This window comes from Arthrobacter sp. ISL-85, assembly GCF_018613675.1.
Taxonomy (GTDB): domain Bacteria; phylum Actinomycetota; class Actinomycetes; order Actinomycetales; family Micrococcaceae; genus Arthrobacter.
On sequence record NZ_JAGGPQ010000009.1, the window covers coordinates 138,981 to 160,042 of the forward strand.

The window sequence follows — 21,062 nt, forward strand, 5'->3', positions numbered from 1 at the left end:
ACCGGTAGGGGCCCGACTCGGAGACGGCTGCAATCAGATGGAGGGACTTCGCGCCGTGCTTCCCTGGGAAGGTGCCTGCACCCTCGAAGGCTCGGAGGCGTTAAGTTATGCGGCCCGCGGATAGACGGGACCTGGCCGCGCGGCTGATCAACAGATAACGCAGTGCAGGGACAGCACCGTGGAATGCGGGTCCAACAGCGGCGGCGACAGTCAAAGCGGGTGAGCCACGGGGAAGTTCCGCGGTGGCAGTAATGAGATTGCATTTGTAGGCGACCGTCGGTGACGCCAAACCCCTCGACCCTATACCTGCCTCTACGGGCCCGCTGGACCCCGGTGCGTACGAGCCCCTCATCCTGTCCGGGGCCCTGGAGGATGACGCGCAGCAGACCCTTCAACTGAAATAGTCGCTCTCTCCCGCAAAGCACCGTTGCGTTTACGCAAATAACGCGGGACACTGACCCAAGGTAGCCGTGACAAATAGGGAGACGTGATGCGTGCACTGACAGTTACGCCCGGGGAAAAGAATTCACTCAAACTGCGTGATGTTCCGGAGCCGTCTCCCAGCGAGGGCCAGGTGCTGGTGGAGGCTCTGGCCGTTGGGCTCTGTGGGACTGACAGCGAAATCATCGCGGCAGAATACGGGGAAGCGCCGCCGGGCCAGGATTACCTGGTGCTGGGGCACGAGAACCTGGGCCGGGTGTTGGACGCGCCGCCGGCTTCCGGCTTGGCCAAGGGCGACCTGGTGGTGGGCATCGTCCGCAGGCCGGATCCTGAGCCGTGCAAAGCCTGCCGCGCCGGTGAGTGGGACATGTGCCTCAACGGGAACTACACCGAGCACGGGATCAAGGGCCTCGACGGCTTCGCCAGAGAACGCTGGCGGGCGGACGCCCACGCGATGGTAAAACTGGACCCCGGCCTGGAGGATGTGGGAGTCCTGCTGGAGCCCACCACGATCGTGGCCAAGGCCTGGGAGCAGATCAACCGGATCGGGCAGCGGGCATTTTTCGACCCCCACACCGCCGTCGTGACCGGCGCCGGCCCCGTTGGCCTGCTTGCGGCGCTGCTGGGAGTCCAGCAAGGCCTGGACGTGCACGTCTTCGACATCGTCACGGACGGGCCCAAGCCGCAGCTTGTCCATGATCTGGGTGCCACGTACCACAGCGAACCCCTGCCGGAGTCAGGCATCAGGCCCAACGTCCTGGTCGAATGCACCGGCGTCACCCCCGTGGTCCTGGACGCCCTCAAATGCCGGGCCCAGGACGCCATCACCTGCCTGACCGGCGTTTCCGGAACCGGAAAACAGACAAAGGTGGACGTAGGCGCACTCAACCGCGAGGAGGTGCTCATGAACGGTGTGGTATTCGGCAGCGTCAACGCAAACCGCCGCCACTACGACGCCGGCGCACAGGCCCTCGCCAAGGCAGACCGCGACTGGCTGCGCCGCCTCATCAGCCGCAGGCTTCCCCTGGAAGGCTTCTCCAAGGCCTTCGAACACCAAGCCGACGACGTCAAAGTCGTCCTCGATGTCACCCGCGAGACGGATGGAAGCTCCAGCCATGAGTGAGAGGACCCACTGGGACGGCGGGACCGGCCATTGCCTCCCCTCGGGACGTCAGTATGAAATCTCTTTTGAACGACAAACAGTCGTGGTGACCGAAGTCGGGGGCGCCCTGCGGGATTACCTGCTGGACGGCCGGCGCCTGCTGGACGGTTACGGGCCCGAGGAGATGTGCACGGGCGCCCGGGGCCAGTCCCTGATTCCCTGGCCCAACCGCATCCGGGGCGGCAGTTACGAGTGGGAGGGCCAGCGGCTGCAGCTTGACCTGAGCGAGCCGGACAAGGGCGGCGCCATCCACGGGCTCACCCGCTGGAGGAACTGGGCGGCACCGGCTGTGGAGCACACTGAAGACTCCATCTCCTTCACCTACACCCTGCATGCCACCCAGGGGTGGCCCTGGGTGCTCGAGTGCCGGCTGGACTACCAGCTGGGCCCGGAAGGGCTGACCGTGCGCACCACGGTGGTGAACCGAAGCGACTCGCCGTGCCCCTTCGGGACGGGGGCACACCCCTACCTCAGCACGGGAGTCACTACTCCCGGGGCCATCGATGCCGCGCTGCTCCAGGTGCCGGGGCACACGTTCCTGCCCGTGGACAACCACGGCATACCCACCGGACACGAGCGGGTGGAGGGCACCGACTACGACCTGAGGGAAGTCCAACAACTCGGCGGTCGGCACATCGACGTTGCCTATACGGACCTGATCCGCGACGCTGACGGGCGAGCCCGGGTGAAACTGCTGCGCCCCGACCAATCCGGCGGGGTCGAGCTCTGGGTGGACGCGTCCTACCCCTACCTGGAAATCTTCACCGGGGACACACTCCCCCAGCCCGACAAACACCGCAGTGGTCTGGGGGTAGAGCCCATGACCTGCGCACCCGACGCGTTTAACACCGGCGAGGGGCTCATTACCCTTGAGCCAGGGCAGTCCCACACCGGCCGTTGGGGGATCACGCCGCTTTAAGGGACTTTTGCCAGCATCCAGGCCAGCAAGAAAAGCCGCCAAAAGCTAATCCCAATCCGTTGCTTAAACGCAAGTGTCGGGGTTCAATGGTGATATGGCTTTCGGCAGCAAAATCCAGTCACTTCATGTGCCGGCCCCCAAGGTAAAGCGCCCGTCAGAGGTCCCGTGGCCCCCGGCGGCAGCCGCGAAGGCCTCCAGCGCCGCCGCCAGCGCCGGACGCCGGCCCGAAGGCATCCTCGAAATGACCTCCGCAATCGCCTGCCGCCGGTGGTTCAGCACAGAATCCACCAGCGATTTTCCTTTTGGCGTCAGCTCGAGCCGGACGTACCGGCGGTCGGCCGGGTCCTCCCGCCGCTCCAACAGGTCAGCAGCAACCAGCCGGTCACAAATGCGCGTGGCGTTGGAGGCGTGCACCCCCAGCTCAGCAGCTACTGCGCCAAGGTTCTGCGGCCCCTGGGTGTGGATGAGGACCAAGACCCGCAACTGCGGGGTGTTCACCACGTCCTCAACCTCAGCAACAGAGCGGGCCACGACGCCCAAAAGGGTATCGGCAGCCTGCATCACTGCTTCGACTTCCCGACCCGACAGTTCCGGGATTGACTCAGATCCACCAGCAGTATCCATACACTCCAGTTTCCTCCGACAGTTGCTTTCCCGCAAAATTTGAAGATTACACAGCGCCGGTACCCGGAAGCCAGTCCAACAAAGGAAAATCGTGAGAACACACCATGCAGAACGCGCCCTGGCCGCGACGGTGGACGGCAGCGACTGGTTCGCCAGGAATGACCGCACCGAGTCCCAAGCCCCGCCCCGCGCCGATGACGCCGGGTTCGCGGAAAGCCTGGGACTGCAGGGCCTCCACCTGAGGGACCGTAACGACGTCGGGCCCGCCTGGGAAGGGGTCTTCCCGACGGCCCGGCCAGCGGTTTCGAATGTCCGCATCAACCCCGGCGTCCCGCCCAGTTCTCCGCACTCCATCCTGGAGCAGGGCCGGAAGACGGCAGTCGCCGCGGCCAACGGCGATGACTGCGCCTGGGCCGTGGTAAGGGAAGGAATCAACACTAAGATCCAGGAATTCCTGCCACACAAGGAGGACGAACGGTGACCGCCGCCCCCACCCGGATCACCGCAGTGCGGGCATCCGTTTACACGGTCCCCACCGACGGGCCCGAGGCTGACGGCACCTATAGCTGGGACTCCACCACCATGGTCCTGGTCGAAGCGCACGGGGGCGGAAAGACAGGTCTGGGCTGGACCTACGCCCCGGGAGCGACGGCGGCACTGGTGGAAGATTTGCTGGCCCGAGCTGTCCAGGACCTGGACGTTTTAGACGTACCCGCCGCGGCGGCGGCGATGGCCCGGGCTGTGCGCAACCCGGGGAGGACCGGGCTGGCATCCTACGCCGTTTCCGCCGTCGACTGTGCCCTCTGGGACCTGAAGGCCCGGCTGCTGGAATTGCCGTTGCACAAACTCCTCGGCGCTGTCCGGGACAAGGTTGCCGTCTACGGCAGTGGCGGGTTCACCACCTACACCGAAGACCAGATGCGCGGGCAACTTCAAGGCTGGGCCCAGGAACAACACATTCCCCGGGTGAAAATCAAGATCGGCCAGGACAACGGCACCAACGTCCCGCGGGACCTGGACCGTATCCGCCAGGCTCGTGCCGCCATCGGGCCCGGCACGGAACTTTTCGTGGACGCCAACGGTGGCTACACCGCCAAGCAGGCCATCCGCGTGATGCGGGACGCCGAAAGTGAGCACGTAACCTGGTTCGAAGAACCCGTCTCCAGCGACGACCTTCCGGGCTTGCGGTCGGTCCGTACCGCCGTCGATGCCGACGTGGCAGCCGGTGAATACGGAACCGGATTGACCTACTTCCAGCGCATGTGCGCGGCCGATGCCGTTGACTGCCTGCAGGCGGATGTCAGCAGGTGCGGCGGGATCACCGAGTGGCTGCGCATCTCCGCCGTCGCGGCCGCCCACGGCCTTGAAATGTCGGGGCACTGCGCCCCGCACCTCAGCGCCGCCGTCGCCGCCGCCACCCCCAACTTCCGGCACCTGGAATGGTTCCACGACCACGTCCGCATCGAGGACCTCTTCTTCGACGGAACGCTTGACCCCCACGGCGGATGGATACGACCCAGCGAGGCCCCTGGCAACGGGCTGGCGTTCCGCACCGCCGACGCCGCCCCCTACCGGGTGCACTGACGCAAGGCGAACCCGAGGACACCTGGTCGGTGTCCCACGGCGGCGCATCCTTGCCTCTTGCGATAACGCAACAGTTGCTGTTCAATAAGAGAGAGGTTCGTTTGGGAGAACTGCCGGCAGGGCCACGATTGTTGGATTCCACCCCGGGCTGATGGCCCCCAAACATGTCCTGCTCGTTCCGCCGGCCCGGCGGAAAGTGGCCCTACGGGTCCACGGGAGAGCAATCGGCGTACTGGGGCGCGGTCTGATCGGCCATATCGTGAAGGAGCATTTCCGATGGCACAGAACGTAACGGCATCACCGGCAGTGGGCAATGCGCGGTGGAAGCGGCTGATTCCGGTCGCAATCATTGTCTACATCATCTCGTTCATGGACAGAACCAATATCGGGTTCGCCCTCAACGGACTCCATCAGGACCTGGGCATCGACGCGGCCCAACAGGGACTGGCGGCCGGCATCTTCTTCATCGGCTACCTTGTCCTGCAGATCCCCGGCGGCTACCTTGCCGAGCACTGGAGTGCGAAGAAATTCGTCGGCATCATGGTACTCATCTGGGGCGTGCTGGCCGTCCTCTCCGGATTCATCCAGGACTTCACCCAACTGCTCGTGGTGCGCTTCTTCCTCGGCGTCGCCGAAGCCGGGATCTGGCCTGCCATCCTTGTCCTGATCAGCCACTGGTTCCCCGCGGCGGAACGCGCCCGGGCATACGCGTTCTGGATGATGAACATTGCGATCGCTTCCATCATCACCGCGCCCCTCTCGGGCTGGATCCTTTCCTTCTCGGACTGGCGGGCGCTGTTCATTATCGAAGGCATCTTCCCGTTCGTCATCGCTGCGCCCCTGTGGTGGGCCCTGATCGCCGACCACCCCCGGGAGGCCAAGTGGTGCTCCGTCCAGGAGCGTGAGTACATTGAGAAGGGCCTTGCTGCCGATGCCGCGGCCCATCCCCAGCAGGAAAAGCTCGGCCTGCGCCATGTCCTGTCCAATGCAGTGGTGTGGCGGCTGACCCTGGTGTACTTCCTCATCCAGATCGGCTTCTACGGCATCAACATCTGGCTGCCCCACGTGATCAAGACGATCACCTCCGGATCTTCCATAGAGGTCGGCTTCGTCACCGCGATCCCGTACGTGTTGGCGATGTTCGGCCTCTGGTACAACGCCAAGGCAGCCGACCGTTCCGGCCGCTACTCCACGCACGTTCTGCTGTCCATGGCCGTCGGTGCTGTTGCCCTGGTCATCTCAGTGGCCACCGGGGATAACCTTCCGTTCCTTGCGGTCACCCTCATCAGCGTCGCAGTCGCCGGAGCCCTGGCCTACGACGGCCCCTTCTGGGCCTCGGCGTCCCGTGCAATGCCGGTGGCCGTCGCCGGTACCGCCATGGGGCTGATCAACGCAGTTGGCAACCTGGGCGGATTCGTCGGACCCTACGTGGGTGGTTACCTGCAGGACGTGACGCACGGCAGCTTCCTTGCCACGTCCATCTTCCTGGCGGCATGTTTGCTGGCTGCCGGCCTGGTGATGCTGACACTGAGGCGCGGCGGTGACCGGCCGGTGGCGTCCGGGCACGTGCACGAGCAGAAATCCCCGAGGAGGCATACAGGAAAAGTCACCTGATCCACTGCAACCTAGTCAGTTTGCCAGGGTGCCTGCACACAGAATCCCGTAACCCTGCCGTGTCTGCTGTGAGAAAAGGAAAATCATGGACCAAAGTTCAACAGCCTTCATCCAGTGGTTGTGCTAGATAGTTGCCGTCGTCAGCGCTGTCGCGGCACTGATTGGGGCCGGTGTGGCTTCCACCGCTGGTGTCGTTCGGCAGAAAAGCGGACAGATAGGCGTGCTCTGGATCCTGTGCGCCGCTTCTGCCCTCACCGGCTTTATCCTCGCAGCAGCCGCTGTCCGGAGCGGCAGCTGACCGGCGCCCCGGTGCGCGCCGGTGGTCCTTAGCGAGGCCCCAACTGGTCACGATTCCCGTCCAGCCAACACCAATACCAGGAGGAAGAACCATGGCAACTGTCAGCGACTTTGTGGTCCAACGCGTGAGGGACTGGGGAGTGAGCCGCATTTTCGCCTTTCCCGGCGACGGCATCGGCGAATTCGATGGTGCCCTGGAGAAGGCCCAACGCGCTGACGTGGGCCTGAAGTATGTGCGCCCCACTCATGAGGAGATCTGCTCGCTGATGGCCACCGCGCACGCCAAGTTTACCGGTGAAGTCGGAGTCTGCGTTGCGACCTCCAGCCCGGGTGCTTTCCACATGCTCAACGGTCTCTATGATGCCCAGATGGACAACCAGCCGGTCGTGGCAATCGTGGGCCAGCAGGGGCTCAACGCGCTGGGCACCTTCACGCAGCAGGAGAGCAACCTCGAACGCACCCTTGCGGACGTCGCCGTCTATGTCCAGACGATCGTCTCACCCGAGCAGGCCCAGGCCGTCGTTGACACCGCTTTCCGTACCGCCAAAGTCCGTCTGGGTCCGGCCGTGATCATCTTTCCGCACGACGTGCAGGGAATGAAGATGCCCGAGCTTACGCCCCAGAACTGGGTATCACGCTCCAGCGCCGTCGCCCCGTCCATCTCCATCGTCCCCCCACAAAGTGAGATCGAGAAGGCAGCAGAAATCATCAACGCGGGCAGTAAAGTCACGTTCATCGTCGGCCATGGGGCGAACGGGGCTACGGATGAGGTCCTTAAAGCCGCAGAACTCTGCGGAGCGGGCCTGATTACGGCCTTGCGCGCGAAACAGGTGATTCCCTCCGACGTGCCGCACCATTCCCAGCAGCTCGGCCTTCTGGGTTCCCTGCCCAGCGCGCACCAAATGAGCGGTTGCGACACTCTGGTATTTCTCGGGACCAACTATCCCTACAGCCAGTTCCTGCCCAAGAGTGGGCAGGCGCGGGCCATCCAAATCGATCTCAAACCCGAGCAGATGGGGCTGCGCTACCCCACCGAACTCAACCTGTGGGGAGACGTGAGAGCAACCCTCACCGCGCTGATCCCGCATCTGGACTCGAAAACCGACCTCTCCTGGCAGAATACGGTCGCCGAGGAGATGCTGGAATGGGAAAGGGAGATGGAAGCGCAGGCGATGCTGTCCTACGAAGACGGCGTCAACCCCCGGCGCGTCTATTACGAATTGAACAAGCGCCTGCCCCCGCGGGCCATCGTCACCGCGGACGCCGGTTCAACGGCAGACTGGTACGGACATCACATCAGGCTCCGCCGCGGCATGCTCGGTGATCTTTCCGGACGGCTGGCCAGCATGCTCGCCGCGATGCCGTACGCCACAGCAGCCAAGTTCGCTTACCCCGACCGGTCAGTTATCTGCACCATCGGCGACGGCGCCTTCCAGATGCTCGGCATGAATGAACTGATCACGATCAAAAAATACCTGCAGGAATGGGAGAACCCGCAGCTGATCATCATGGTTCTGCACAACAACGACCTCACACAAGTGTCCTGGGAGATGCGCACCGAGGACGCGAATCCCGTTTGGTCCACCTCGCAGGACGTTCAGTCGATTGACTACGCGGGATGGGCGGAATTGCTCGGCTTCACCGGAATCCGGGTCAAGACCGACGATGAGGTCGCCGCCGCTTGGGACGCGGCATTCGCGCACCAGGGGGTCACCGTCATCGATGCCTACACCAGCAAAAACGTACCGCCCCTCCCCCCGCACATCACCATCGAGTTCGCCAAGCACACTGCAGAAGCGCTGCTCAAGAAAGACCCTGACGGGGTCGGCGTCGTACGCGACTCCGCCAAAGCCCTCCTTACCGAAGGAATTGAACGTGTTAAGGGAAAACTTCATATCGGCCAGGACAACGACGAGAAAGAATGATGGTCCTCCACGCCCTTCCAGGGTGGGTCCTTGGACTCTGAAAACTGGCTTGAGGATGCCTCCTCGAGTCAGCCATCAGTGACCGTTGCAGCGCATGTCCCCGGCCCCGCAGGTCTGCTGCCGTTACTTTTCCTTCACTAACCCGTGGCTGGACCTGCGGGCCGCGGTATTCAGGAGACTGCGCTTCAGGTGGCTTTGCTGGGACCGCCGGCAATCAGCCGATTCGCGGCGCGGGCTGCGACGGCCATGATGGTGAGTGCCGGGTTGGCACTTCCCTGGGTCGGCAGCACGCTTCCGTCCGTGATGTAGAGGTTGGGTACGGCGAAGCTGCGGCAATCCGCGTCGACAACGCCGTGCTGTTCGTCGGCGGCCATTCGGGCTCCGCCCACAAGGTGGGCAAAGCGCCTAATGGTGATGACTTCCTCGGCGCCTGCCCCTTTCAGGATCTTCTCCATGGCCCCTTGGGCCGCCTGCATCAGCTGGCGGTCATTGTCACACTGGGAGTAGTGGAAGTGCGCCACTGGCATTGAATTCCGGTCCTTTTCCGAAGCAAGCGTGACGCGGTTGTCGGGCTGCGGCAGGAACTCGCACAGTGCTCCCAGACAGGCCCAGTGCACGTAGTCGCTCATGTATTCGCGCAGCTTTGCCCCCCAATGGCCCTGGGCGGCGACGTGCTCTGCCCAGGTGATGGGCAGGGGCGAGACCGTCTGTATGGAGAACCCGCGCTTGTACGGTTTGGACGGGTCGGTTTCGTAGAAGTCCTCGGAGCTGACTTCCGGCGGGGGGGCCTTCCACATGCGCACTTCTGACTCGAACCTGCCCGCCGTCTGGGGTGCGCCCTGGACCATCAGGTACCGCCCGACCTGGTCGAAGTCATTGCACAAGCCTTCCGGGAAACGCTGGGAGGCGGAGTTGAGCAGCAAGCGTGGGGTCTCGATGGAGTACCCGGCGACCGCGACGATCCGGGCACGTTGGAACCGGCTACGGCCGTGGCGGACGTAGTGCACCCCGGTGGCCTTGCCCGTTCGGTCGTCTATTTCGATCCTGGTGACCATCGAGTCGGCCCGTACTTCGGCGCCGTGGTGCAGGGCGTCCGGAATGTGAGTGATGAGGGGTGAGGCTTTGGCGTTGACTTTGCATCCCTGAAGGCAGAAGCCGCGGTAGATGCAGTGCGGCCGGTTGCCGAAACGGCCGTTGGTGATCGCGACCGGGCCAACCTTGGCCGTTATGCCGCACGCCAGCGCACCCCGCAGGAACAATTCACCGTTGCCCGAAACGGGGTGGGGACTGTGGGGATATGAGTGTGGGTCCCCCCACGGCCAGTGCTCTCCGGCTACGGGCAGTTCTCCCTCGATGTCCTCGTAGTAGGACTTGAGGTCCCCATACTCCAGCGGCCAGTCGGCGCCCACGCCATCGGTGCTGTAGGTATGGAAGTCACTGGGATGGAACCTGGGCGTGTAGCCGGCGTAGTGCACCATGGAGCCGCCGACCCCCCTCCCGGAGTTATTCGAACCGAGCGGAACGGGATCGTCCCCGGATATCACCCGGGGTTCGGTCCAGTACAGATGGTGGGACCCTGCTTCGTCGCTTACCCAGTCGCGTTCGGGGTCCCAGAACGGGCCCGCGTCCAAGGCCACAGCCTTCCAGCCTGCGCGGGCCAGGCGCTGCAGCAGGGTTGAGCCGCCCGCACCACAGCCGACGATCACTATGTCGACCTCATCCTCGTCGCGAAACTGGGCCATGTCGGTACGCATGGCATGATTTGTTCCGGGCACGGGAGGCAGCAACCAGGCGGAGGCGTTGCGGTCTTTTACCGGAGCCATCAGCGTTGCCTTCCTGTTTGGGACTTGGCCGTATGTGCTGCAGGATCCTGGGTCGGGCGCGCGTCTGCCACCTCGAAGGGTTCGCGGGCGTTGAGACCGAGATTTTTGTATCCCCGGGGATAGGCGGGTCCGGCGAAACCTATCTCATCCCAGGCCAGGGGGTGCGAGTAGAAGGCCGTGCATGCGTACCGCGTCCACAAGCTCCAGACCCTCGACGTCTGTCGGCCCCGCCACGTTTCCGCTGCCTGAATGTCGGTCAGGAGCAGTGTTTGTTCTTCCCAGGAAAGCTCGGCGAATGGCCTTTTCAGGCGTTCACGGGCCTCTGCGTCCAGCTCGGCCAGGGTGTTGCGCCAGGCAGCCGGGTCCGGTTCCATGTCTTCGTAGTGCCAGCCGTCGGTCTGGTCCTCCGCGAGGCGGGCATCGACCATGTTTACCACTGGAACCCGGGGCTCGTGTCGCTGGCCAAGCAATTGATCAAACAGCGCCCTCGCTGTTGCCTCTTCCGCTACGGTAAAAAACCGCAGGTCTGTTGGTCGTCCCAGGCGGGCCAGCACCACGCCCTGGGTCACCGGGTCCCAGTGCGGGGATTGTCCTTGTGCGTCGAAGCCGGGAAAGCGGCCGCCGCCGTCTTTGGGGTCAAGCGGGAGTGCTGTCACTTTTCCCTCCTCAGGACTGCGGCAAGCAAGCCCATCCCGCCGACCAGCGTCACCAGAAGCGGTGCCAGTAACGGTGGTCCCATCTCCATGTTGTAGGTCAGGTTGGAGAATCCGCCGGGTTTTTGGGCGATGCCCCGCGCGTGCAGGTACGTTCCCTGCAAGCCGTTGGCGATGATGGCCGCGGACGCCAGGGGAAGCGCTGTCTTGGCCATCCTCTTGCTAAAGATTCCGGCGATCCCGGCAGCCGCTCCGACCGGACCGAGGGCGACCGGGAGCCACATGAGCTTGTTACCAAAGCTTGCCTTGTCGTGTTCAAAATATATTTCCGCCGCCGTGACCAGGGCACCGACCGCAGTCAGCCCGGACAGGGACCGCTCAAAACGTCCGGTTTCCACATTCCGAATCATGCGGTCTATCCCGTGAATCGTCGCTTCCGTTGGAACTGGTGTCTTCATGCCGCTCCCTCTCATCACACTGCTTCTTCCATTGCGCAAAGCTGCCCTGTACTACCACTGCGTGCTGACCTCGTATGCGCCCGATCATCAGCAGCGCATCATCGCCGCCAGCGAGGCTCCCGAGGAGGAATCGGCTTTTTACGGCGGCTGGCAGCGGCGAACTCCATGCCTGCGAACAGCCCGGCGATCACGGCGTCCAGGGCGGCTGCCCTGCGGCGCCGCCGGTCGGCGATGGCCAGGGCGACCATGCTGGCCGAGTGCAGTGAGTCCACAACGCCGCCGCCCACGTGGAGCGCACCTGAGGTTGGGGCTGCACGGATGATCAAGGCCTGGAGGAGGTGCCTGGCACCGAGGATGCGCATCACAACGCGGACACGGGCATCCGGCTGGTGTCCGATCGCCAGACGGAAAAACGGCGCCGGGAAGGACATTTGGCATAGGCCGTAGGCTGCCCGGGTGGTCTCCAGCGCCCTCATCACCGCCGCCTCTTTCCCAGCAGCACAGGGAACAACGTCAACAAGCCTGCTGCCGCTGCTCCGGTCGCTGCAAAGATGGTGCCGTGGTGATGGGATGCCCACAACTGGACGCTTTGATCTGCTGAGCGGGCGTCGAATGCCCCATGGGTGCCGAAGTCCCGCTCTTCGTCGGCCGGTTTCCAGAGGTTGGCGGGTTGTTCAGGGTCACGGGGTTGTGGTCTTTGCTGGGACTTGAAGCCCGTCCGGGCCAGGTACCTGTCGAGCAGTCCGGGGGCCACGGCATTGGCCACAAGGGTGCCCATGGTGCTTCCTCCAACCCAGTACTCGCGGCGCTGCGGGTGGGCGGCGGCGTGAAGGACGCCACGCGCGGCAACCTCGGGCTGGTAGATGGGCGGCACCGGCTGGGCCTTGTTCGGCAGGCGGGAAAGTACCCAGCTGAACTGTGGGGTGTTCACAGCCGGCATCTGCACCATGGTTGTCCTGATCGCACTTCGGTCGTGGAGCAGTTCGCACCGAAGGGATTCGTTGAAACCCTGGATGGCGTGCTTTGCACCGCAGTAGGCAGACTGGAGCGGGATGCCCCGATAGGCCAGGGCCGAGCCCACCTGGACTATGGTGCCCTGCCCCCGCTTCTTCATCCGGTCCAGCGCGATCATCGTTCCGTAGACATACCCCAGGTAGCTGACCTCAGTGACGCGCTTGTACTCCTCCGGTTTAATCTCGCCAAACGGGGCGAAGACAGAGGTGAAAGCTACGTTGATCCAGATGTCGATTGGACCCAGTTCCCGCTCGACCCGGGTGGCTGCCGCGTCGAGGGCATCGTGGTCTGAGGTGTCCACCGCGATCGTCAGTGTCCGGCCCCCTGCCGCTTCCACTTCCCGTGCTGCGCCGGCCAGCCCTGCTTCTCCCCGGGCGAGCAGGGCCACTGAAGCTCCCTGCTGGCCGAAGCCGATGGCTGTAGCCCGGCCGATACCACCGCTCGCGCCCGTAACAACGACGGTCTTGCCTTTGAAGGTGTTCATTCGTGCTCCTTGTCGTGCCTCACTTACTTCACCAAACAGCTGGTTGTGATGGGTGCCGTCAGGAGTTCAGGCCGCGCCACGGCGGCGGAGGATCCGCCAGCCGGCGCGAGGTTTCGAGCATGGCCGCATGCACAAAGGCCTGTGGGAAATTGCCGCGCAGCTGCCGCTGCTCGACGTCGTACTCCTCAGTGAAAAGGCCGGGTGCGCCGCAGGCAGCCCGGTTTCTTTCGAACCAGCGGGCCGCTTCGGTGGTCTCTCCGCTTTGGTGGAGGGCCATCGCCATGTCAAAACCACACAGCAGGAATGCTCCCTCCGATTTGGCCAAAGCCCGTCCGTCCTGGCGGAAGCGATACAGGTACCTGTCTCGGGCCAGGTCGTCCTGCACCGCTTTGAGAGTCGCTACCGACCGGGGGTCATCGGGCGGAAGAGCACCGCGGATCACCGGAAGAAGCAAGGACGCGTCGACGCGGTCATCATCCGGTGCGCGTTGCCACCGCCCGCTGGGATGCAGGCAGTCATTGGCCACGTCCGTGATCAGCGTGTCAGCCTGTGAGGTCCACTTCGCCCCTTGCTGCGGTGGGGCGTTCCGCCCTATGGCCCGCAGGCCGGCAGCACAGATAAGGCGGGAATGGGCCCACCTGCCGTTGTCGAGTTCCCACATGCCCGCATCAGGCTCCTGCCACCGGGCCATGATCGCATCCGCACAGATCTCTGCCGCTTTCCAGTGCTCAAGGTTCAGCCGGTCATTCTCCGCAGCGGCCGCGAACAGCAGCAGCGCCTCCCCGAATGCGTCCAACTGGAACTGGTCATTGACCCAGTTCCCGGCCCGGCCGGCCCCACCCGGATACCCCGGCAGCCCAACGTCCCATTCATCCGGGACCTGGCGGCCCTCGGTGGTGTAAGCCGGGCGCATTCCTGGTCCGTCCGTGAGCAGTCTGGCTGCAACAAAACCCACCGCATCATCCAGCAGTGGAAACATCTTGCAGGCCGCTACTGCCTGGCCGACGTAGCATTGGTCCCGGATCCACGCGTACCGGTAGTCGTAATTCCTCTTCTGCCCGGCCCGTTCAGGCAGCCCCATGGTGGATGCCGCCACCATCGCTCCCCCCACCCCCGTCATTCCGCGCAGAACGGCATATGACTGTCGGCAGTCATCGGCAGATATGGTGTTATCGAACCGGGGGACCGCCGAATGCCAGGCATTTTCCGTGGCACTCCAGGCCGGCCCCGGCTCCACCGGCTCCACGGGCAGTTGGTGATCGGAGATTTCCAGCACCAGATCGTGGTAGTCGCCTTCCGCCAGCTCAAAAACAGCCTCAAGACCTGCGTCTCCGGACTTTGCGTTCGGCGCACCACCCAGACGTACCCTCAAGTCCCCGGAGCGGGCAGTCCAAACGCCCTCATGGCAGGAAAGTCGGGCCATCTTGTGCTTGCCGAAGTTCGCCCGCGCGTCCAAAATCATCCGAACGGACGCTGCGCCCAGCACCGCGGTAATCCGGCGCAACAGCACCACCCGGGTTGGGTCCCCGGGGTATGCCAGCGCTTCCCGGCATTCGATGATCCCGGCCCCGGTTACCCACCGGCTCACCCAAATCAATGTTCCGTCCTCATATTGTCCGCCCCACACGTAGCGGGGATCAGTCGGACTTACTGCGAAGTTTCCCGGCCCACCCAGAAGTCCTGAGAAGACGGCATCGTCATGCCAGCGCGGTGCGCACATCCACACCACATCACCGCGGGGACCGATCAAAGCGGCGCGTGCGCCGTCGGCAACCATTGCGTACTCCCGCAACACATGCGGCGGAAAGCTCGCGGACGTCTCAACCATACTACCGAGTGTAAAGGCAATATTTGCCCAAACGCAATGAAATCCTTTTTAACTTGCAGCCGGAGTCTGCCGAGTGCTTTCGCCCGTTGGTGGCGGCCAGTTCGAGCATCAATGGTTGCGGGGGGTGCTGCCCGGGCCCTGAGTCTCGCGCGTTTGCGTCCGCTCCCTTGCGGCGGCGCAATGAGCGGGTTGTTGACCTTTTACCCCTCTGGACCTGGCAGACGGCCGCGGGCGGGACGACGCCCATTAACTCCATCCGGACCTGAGCGAGCCGGGACAAGGGCGGAGCATCCACGGCTTACGTCTGATAAGGGAGCCGGAATGTCATGGCTCTCCCAGCAAGAGACGCCTAATAAGCTAAGTCCCAACTATTGCGCCGGTCGCAAGCATTTGGGTTCAATGAAAACATGGCTTGCGTAGTCAGGATGGGCTCACATCAGTTGCCGGAGCCCAGAGTAAAGCGACCGTCGGAGGTCCCTTGGCCACCGGCCGCTGCCGCGAAGGCCTCGAGGGCGACGGCGAGAGCCGGCCGGCGACCAGCGGGCATCCGTGAAATCACTTTCGCGATGGCTTGTCGGCGATGGTCCAGCATGGTGTTCACCAACGATTGTCCTTTTGGCGTCAGTTCGAGCCGTACATACCGCCGGTCGGCCGGGTCCTCCCGCCGCTCCAACAGGTCAGCAGCGACCAGTCGGTCGCAAATGCGGGTGGCGTTGGAGGCGTGCACCCCCAGCTCAGCGGCCACCCCGCCCAGGTTTTGCGGGCCCCGGGCGTGGATGCGGACCAACACCCGCAACTGCGGGGTGTTCACCACGTCCTCAACCTCGGCAACAGAGCGGGCCGCAACACCCAACAGAGTATCGGCTGCGAGCATCACTGCTTCAACCTCGCGATCCAAAGGTTCTGGGATCGAGGTGGATTCGGCAGAAGTTTCCATGGGCACAAGTTTCCTCCAATAGTTGCTAACCCGCAAAGGCTAGCTGCCTATCTTGCGTCCCGAGGCAGGTGACTGCGGATAAGGAGAATCATGAAGAGAGAACAGGCGCTGGGCAGGGTGGCAGCTCACCCTCGCGGGGGCATGAGCAATGACGGTCTCCCCGGGCGTGAAGGCGTTTTCCTGGCCTGCTCCTTCTGGCTTGTCGACACACTCCTTGGCATCGGCCGGCGCCACGAGGCCGTCGATCATTTCGAGCATCTGCTCACACTCCGCAACGGCGTCGGCCCGCTCAGCGAAGAATGGGACCCTCGCAAGGGACGCCAGCTGGAAACACCGCCCGGGCCTTCAGCCACTTCCCCCTCATCCACTGCGTCCTCCACCTTGAACACGGACGCTCACGCTACAGCGACAGCGACACCCCCTCTCCAGCCCCCAACACCCTGGCGAGCGGAAAACCCAGGGACAAACACTCTCACCGGCAACACACCATGACACATCTGACGCCCCCACACAGTCGTCCATCATCGAGCGGCCACCTCACGACTTCACAACAGGGACCTGCTGACTTCTTCCGCGGCCGGAAGCTGTGCCCCAGCCGAGGATCGGACTGGCGGGGCAGCAACAATCAGGTGGCTGTGTCATGACCGACGCTGTCGTTGTTGGTACCGGCCCAAACGGGTTGGCGGCGGCCGTGACCATGGCGCGCGCCGGATTGAAGGTGCGGGTGTTTGAGGGAGCGGCGACGATCGGCGGGGGGACCCGCACCTCCGAGCTCACTTTGCCGGGCTTTCATCACGACGTTTGTTCGGCCGTTCATCCAATGGCCCTCACGAGCCCGTTCTTTCAGGCGTTTGAACTCGAAAAACGCATCACCCTGATCGTGCCCGCGATCTCCTACGCCCATGGTGTGGACGCCGGAACAGCAGGAATCGCCTACCGCAGCCTGGAACACACCGCCAGCCGCCTGGGACGTGACGACAAAGCCTACCGCCGCCTCCTCCGCCCGCTGATCAGGAGGATCGATGGCGTCATCGACTTCACCCAACACCAACTGCTGCGCATCCCCCGTGATCCCCTGGCCGCCATATTGTACGGTGCCCGTACCCTGGAACAGGGCGGCGCCTGGTGGAACCTGCGGTTCACTGAGCAAACCGCGCCGGCCATGGTCTCCGGTGTCAGTGCTCACTCCATTGGTGCTCTTCCAGGCTTTGCGACCAGTGGAACCGGGCTACTCCTGAGCGCACTCGCGCACTCCAGGGGATGGCCTGTTCCCGTGGGTGGTTCACAGGCCATCGCGCAGGCCATGGCCGACGACTTACTGAACCACGGGGGCGAAATCATCGTGAATTCCCCGATCACCTCACTCGCGCAAGTCCGGGACCACTGTGGGCCGAAAGCGATCCTGCTCGACCTCTCCGCGGCCGGACTCGCAGAAGTGGCCGGAACCGCGCTTCCCACACACTACCTGCGCAGACTTGCCTCTTTCCGCTACGGGAACGCGGTCAGTAAAGTTGATTTTGCTCTCTCCGGCCCCGTGCCCTGGGCCAACCCTGACCTGGCAGCCGCACCCACCGTGCACCTGGGCGGGACCAGGACGACCATGTCCCGAGGGGAAGCCGAAGTTGCCGCCGGACGCCACCCCCGGCAACCTTTCGTCCTGGCCAGCCAACCATCCATCCTGGACAGCAGCCGCGCACCTTCAGGAAATCAAGTGCTCTGGACATACACCCACGTCCCGGCAGGTTCCACTGTGGACATGACAGAAGCCATCACCAGCCGGATCGAAGACTTCGCACCAGGATTCCGCGACGTCATCCTCGCCACCCACTCGATCACCGCCCAGCAATACAGCCAGTACAACCCAAACTATGTCGGCGGTGACTTCAGCGCCGGAGCCGTTTCCGCCGTACAGCTCCTCAAACGACCAGTAGTGTCCTCTAACCCGTGGCGGACACCGGCCCACAACATCTATCTATGTTCGTCCTCGACTCCCCCGGGTCCCGCCGTGCACGGCCTGTGCGGCTGGTACGCAGCCCAATCCGCCCTCAAAGAAGTATTCGGCCTGGAACCACCCGATCTTTCCCTCGGAGACGCGCGCCGACGGGGCGCAGCAAGCGCCAGCGGGCTCTAAGACGGACGCGCCCAATCCCGGAAGAGACGGCACCACTAACAGGCTCGCCAACGGACTGTCCACACTGCTCAAACCATGCTGACGCTCCCCACCGAGTGCCGCTACAGTAATGCCTGCTGCCAAAAGCCCCGAGGAACAGGTTGGTACGTGTCGACTCGCAGATCGCGAAGACCAGGAGTCCGATGGAGACGCCGAAAGCTACTACTTCACACGAAGACCAGAAGCCTCCCCCGCAAAGGTTAAAACACCCACCAAAGCACCTCGTCTGGCATCCCGCTCATTCCCATGGGCCACATTAATGAAGCAATGACACCGCGCGGGCAATCACCAGAGTCAACAGCACGAAGGCACTAAAGGACTCCGCGGCCATCAGCATTTTTGCCCTAAGCGACAAGGGCATGGTGTCGGTGGGGCTGAACGCCATGGAATTGGAAAGTGAGAAGTAAAAATAATCGAAAAACGACGCTACCCAATCGATCCGCTCCGATGATCTGGCCGCCACTTCTTCTATCGCATCACGGTCTTCGTCCTGGGGGAACCTGAAATCCGCCGGCGGCAGTTCCTTCCGCGGAGCGTGCCGTCGAGCGACAGGGCCACCGCGGTCCAGCTCCCAAAAGACCAAGGCGAAGGCAATAACGTTGGTCACCCACACCTGCAAAGCTGAGAGTAAATCCCGTGAACCACTACCGGTGCCATGCGTGGTGAGAACGATGACGAGCTGAACCAACGCGACTTCGTTCGCTGCAACCAACAACAGTCCCTGGCCCGTCGCCACATATTTGGACCACCGGCTCTGCCGCGTCATCCGGTGGGGGTTCAGGACCACTACCGGTATCAGCATCGTCAGCCCCACTCCTACCACGGCGTAGCGCAACCCAGGCAAAAAAGTGCCAGGCAGTGCCGCGTAAAGGCCCAATGCTATGAGCAACCCGATGGCGGCCGGCCAGCGATGCTCTGCCCGCGCCCCTCCCTGTCGTTTCCCGCTCCGCGTCATGACCCTGAGTCTAAAATGGGTATAACTCCTATGAGAACGTGCGCAAGGAACAACGCTCGGCAAAGTGACCTAAGTTGATGGGACACCTGCTCGGTCGCGCGTCTGGTTCACCTAGACAGTCAGCAGACGGCTCTTCTGGCAACCGCGTGTCTATCGCTATGAGAGCCTGCAAGCAAGAAGTACACCCCAAGCTGACGTCAAGGCAGTTAGCGGGACACGTCAAGATAGAGTCCAAAAAGCCTTTCCCGGACACCTGAGGCGAAAGTCCTTAACCGTCAACCTGACAGCAAGCTCGTCCTGGTCGCGTTTTGAGACGCTCGGCTCTACCTTGTATCTGATGGGAGGCCGGTGGCCGGACGTCACTCGCCGTCGGGTTTATCTTGGGCCTCACGCTGTTCAAGGGCGGCTGTATTGCTTCCGGTGAGGGGAGGGCTTCCCATTCCTCCGGTGGCAGGGTGTCATAGGAGTAGGAGGCGACGGCCACTGCCTGCGAGGATCCGTCCAGCGCGTAGCGAGGTCGCCTGCAAGCCGCTCCAGGACCTTGCTCCCCCGCGGCTCACCCTGCTCTCTCCAGTATTGTCCGCCCGGTGTTCCAATAGAGCTCCATCATGGGGGTATTCACGACGCGTTGAGTCCGGTGCCGGGCATCCCGTACGAGGTTTTTCAAGGCCGCAATGCGGCCGCGAAGTCTCCGGGAAGTTCGGGTCGAGCTGCGACATGACTTCCACAGTAGCCGGAGGCTCCGACCGTCTCCCCATAATTGTCCAGACACCGTCTGGACAATTATGGCCACCCGGCCTGCCTCTGCGTTATCCGTCCCGGCCCGCGCTCAGTACTACCGATCTGCAGTTGCTCAACGGGCTGTTGCGCGATGGGCAGCTCATCGTGATGAATGCCGAATTCAAGAAGATCCGCACGATGGCACTATCGCGCCATCGTGCTCACGCTCACTGCAAGAACTCGAGACCATCTCCCGACAAAACCCGGTATCTCAGTCACAACAACCACTCCAGAAGCGCGGTCGTGAGCCCGTCTTCCCGGAGGTTTTCCATGAGGCAATAGACTAGTCGTGTCGTCTCCCGAGGGGGAACTCCGTGCCTGCCAGGTATTCGACGTGAGGCTGCCCAGAGCCGGTGTGGCCGTCCTCGTACAGTCCAGCCTTTGACTAATTTCTTGCCCGCGCCCGCTGCCGCCACATAGGCTGATGGTGTGAGTGGCGGGGATGGCAATCCGACAAGCGGATCCGGCCCGCGACCCGTGAAGGAAACAAGCATGGCAACAGGTACAGTCAAGTGGTTCAACGCCGAAAAGGGCTTCGGTTTCATCGCCCCCGACGACGGAAGCGCTGACGTGTTCGCACACTTTTCGGCAATCGCATCCAGCGGTTACCGCTCCCTCGACGAGAACCAGAAGGTTCAGTTCGACATCACCCAGGGCCCTAAGGGTCCGCAGGCGGAGAACATCCAGCCGCTCTAAGCGGTTGCCGAAGAGGCTGACCGGCACAAGCCGGTCAGCCTTTTTTGTTCCCACTTATTGGTCCTTGTCGTAAGCGCTTAGCATGACCACGATGAAGGTTCGCCAGCCTCAGCTGTCAGCTCTGGTGGGCGATCCCCCGCAACGAGCCGCTCTGTTGCAGTCGCATTTGTGCGGGCATCATGAGAATGGACCGGCATAAGAATCAGTGGAGGAACATCATGAGCGATCCCCGAACTGGCCAACAGCCTCCCGGTGAGCAGGAAGCTCCCCGAGCCGAGAACCAGGCTATGAAACCGAAGGAAGAACCGAACATAACGGAAGATTCGGACGGCACCCCCAAGGAGAACCCCTCGGGCTAAGCTTCCGAGGGCCCGACGGTTGTCGCAGGGCGCGCTCCCACTAGCTTCAAGGCCAGCAGGGAACGCACACGCCGGTGCCGCCTGCTACGGATTGAACCCTATGCAGAACGGAAAAATCCACCACTTCTTGTACCGGGCACAGGCTTGAACGCTCGGGGCGGGCAAGGAATGCATAAGGATGCTCTCAACTTGCCCGCCCCATGTTACTGGTGGTGCGCTGGCCGTCTCAAGCTGTCCGACGACCAGGTGTTACTGGTGGTGCGCTGGCCGGCTCAAGCTGTCCGACGACCAGGTGTTACTGGTGGTGCGCTGGCCGCCTCAAGCTGTCCGACGACCAGG

19 protein-coding genes are annotated in these 21,062 nt (G+C 63.2%); 9 read left to right on the forward strand and 10 right to left on the reverse strand.

Going from position 1 to position 21,062, the window contains the following annotated elements; genetic code table 11:
• Positions 1–490: 490 nt before the first annotated feature.
• Positions 491–1,564, forward strand: a complete 1,074-nt coding sequence (locus J7I84_RS07720) for a glucose 1-dehydrogenase (RefSeq protein WP_214942880.1) — start codon at positions 491–493, stop codon at positions 1,562–1,564.
• Positions 1,557–2,522, forward strand: a complete 966-nt coding sequence (locus tag J7I84_RS07725) for an aldose 1-epimerase family protein (RefSeq protein WP_251046269.1) — start codon at positions 1,557–1,559, stop codon at positions 2,520–2,522. Before J7I84_RS07720 ends, J7I84_RS07725 begins: the two co-directional genes overlap by 8 nt.
• A gap of 123 nt (positions 2,523–2,645) precedes the next feature.
• Here J7I84_RS07725 and J7I84_RS07730 read toward each other — a convergent pair whose 3' ends face one another.
• Positions 2,646–3,146, reverse strand: coding sequence for a MarR family winged helix-turn-helix transcriptional regulator (locus J7I84_RS07730; protein WP_251046271.1), 501 nt, complete (start codon positions 3,144–3,146; stop codon positions 2,646–2,648).
• A 91-nt stretch (positions 3,147–3,237) separates the two neighbouring features.
• Here J7I84_RS07730 and J7I84_RS07735 point away from each other — a divergent pair, with 91 nt between their 5' ends.
• From J7I84_RS07735 to J7I84_RS07750, 4 genes are all read left to right on the forward strand, one after another.
• Positions 3,238–3,627 carry a hypothetical protein gene (locus J7I84_RS07735; RefSeq protein WP_214942886.1) on the forward strand — a complete coding sequence of 130 codons (390 nt, stop codon included), beginning with the start codon at positions 3,238–3,240 and terminating at the stop codon, positions 3,625–3,627.
• On the forward strand, positions 3,624–4,730 hold the full coding sequence (locus J7I84_RS21885) for an enolase C-terminal domain-like protein (protein ID WP_214942889.1): 1,107 nt from the start codon (positions 3,624–3,626) through the stop codon (positions 4,728–4,730). The genes J7I84_RS07735 and J7I84_RS21885 overlap by 4 nt, the downstream gene beginning before the upstream one ends.
• 276 nt (positions 4,731–5,006) lie before the next feature.
• Entirely contained in the window at positions 5,007–6,344 is a 1,338-nt protein-coding gene (locus J7I84_RS07745) for an MFS transporter (protein WP_214942892.1), read from the forward strand.
• A gap of 389 nt (positions 6,345–6,733) precedes the next feature.
• Positions 6,734–8,566, forward strand: a complete 1,833-nt coding sequence (locus J7I84_RS07750; RefSeq protein ID WP_214942895.1) for a thiamine pyrophosphate-requiring protein — start codon at positions 6,734–6,736, stop codon at positions 8,564–8,566.
• Between the two features lie 185 nt (positions 8,567–8,751).
• Here the strand turns inward: J7I84_RS07750 and J7I84_RS07755 are convergent, their stop codons facing one another.
• The 8 genes from J7I84_RS07755 to J7I84_RS22050 all read right to left on the reverse strand — a co-directional run bounded on the left by J7I84_RS07755 (position 8,752) and on the right by J7I84_RS22050 (position 16,021).
• Positions 8,752–10,389, reverse strand: a complete 1,638-nt coding sequence (locus J7I84_RS07755; RefSeq protein ID WP_214942898.1) for a GMC family oxidoreductase — start codon at positions 10,387–10,389, stop codon at positions 8,752–8,754.
• The gene (locus J7I84_RS07760; protein WP_214942901.1) at positions 10,389–11,045 is read right to left on the reverse strand and encodes a gluconate 2-dehydrogenase subunit 3 family protein; all 657 of its coding nucleotides are present in this window, start codon (positions 11,043–11,045) and stop codon (positions 10,389–10,391) included. Before J7I84_RS07760 ends, J7I84_RS07755 begins: the two co-directional genes overlap by 1 nt.
• On the reverse strand, positions 11,042–11,452 hold the full coding sequence (locus J7I84_RS07765; protein WP_251046272.1) for a hypothetical protein: 411 nt from the start codon (positions 11,450–11,452) through the stop codon (positions 11,042–11,044). Before J7I84_RS07765 ends, J7I84_RS07760 begins: the two co-directional genes overlap by 4 nt.
• A gap of 146 nt (positions 11,453–11,598) precedes the next feature.
• The gene (locus J7I84_RS07770; protein WP_214942907.1) at positions 11,599–11,976 is read right to left on the reverse strand and encodes a hypothetical protein; all 378 of its coding nucleotides are present in this window, start codon (positions 11,974–11,976) and stop codon (positions 11,599–11,601) included.
• Entirely contained in the window at positions 11,976–12,998 is a 1,023-nt protein-coding gene (locus tag J7I84_RS07775; RefSeq protein ID WP_214942910.1) for an SDR family oxidoreductase, read from the reverse strand. Before J7I84_RS07775 ends, J7I84_RS07770 begins: the two co-directional genes overlap by 1 nt.
• Before the next feature lie 58 nt (positions 12,999–13,056).
• The gene (locus tag J7I84_RS07780) at positions 13,057–14,826 is read right to left on the reverse strand and encodes a glycoside hydrolase family 15 protein (RefSeq protein ID WP_214942913.1); all 1,770 of its coding nucleotides are present in this window, start codon (positions 14,824–14,826) and stop codon (positions 13,057–13,059) included.
• 436 nt (positions 14,827–15,262) lie between these two features.
• Positions 15,263–15,763, reverse strand: coding sequence for a MarR family winged helix-turn-helix transcriptional regulator (locus J7I84_RS07785; protein ID WP_251046274.1), 501 nt, complete (start codon positions 15,761–15,763; stop codon positions 15,263–15,265).
• Positions 15,764–15,802: 39 nt separating this feature from the next.
• Complete coding sequence (locus J7I84_RS22050; RefSeq protein WP_214942916.1) at positions 15,803–16,021, reverse strand: hypothetical protein; 219 nt, start codon at positions 16,019–16,021, stop codon at positions 15,803–15,805.
• A 382-nt stretch (positions 16,022–16,403) separates the two neighbouring features.
• Here J7I84_RS22050 and J7I84_RS07795 point away from each other — a divergent pair, with 382 nt between their 5' ends.
• A complete protein-coding gene (locus tag J7I84_RS07795; protein ID WP_214942919.1) occupies positions 16,404–17,894 on the forward strand; it encodes an NAD(P)/FAD-dependent oxidoreductase in 1,491 nt (496 codons plus the stop codon).
• Between the two features lie 295 nt (positions 17,895–18,189).
• On the opposite strand, the gene J7I84_RS07800 is transcribed toward J7I84_RS07795, so the two are convergent.
• Positions 18,190–18,888: a hypothetical protein gene (locus J7I84_RS07800; protein WP_214942922.1), complete on the reverse strand. Its 699-nt coding sequence runs from the start codon at positions 18,886–18,888 to the stop codon at positions 18,190–18,192.
• A gap of 1,272 nt (positions 18,889–20,160) precedes the next feature.
• Here J7I84_RS07800 and J7I84_RS07805 point away from each other — a divergent pair.
• Together J7I84_RS07805 and J7I84_RS07810 are read left to right on the forward strand one after the other, a co-directional pair.
• Entirely contained in the window at positions 20,161–20,364 is a 204-nt protein-coding gene (locus J7I84_RS07805; RefSeq protein ID WP_142036849.1) for a cold-shock protein, read from the forward strand.
• A 218-nt stretch (positions 20,365–20,582) separates the two neighbouring features.
• Positions 20,583–20,723: a hypothetical protein gene (locus J7I84_RS07810; RefSeq protein ID WP_214942924.1), complete on the forward strand. Its 141-nt coding sequence runs from the start codon at positions 20,583–20,585 to the stop codon at positions 20,721–20,723.
• The last annotated feature ends 339 nt before the right edge of the window (positions 20,724–21,062 follow it).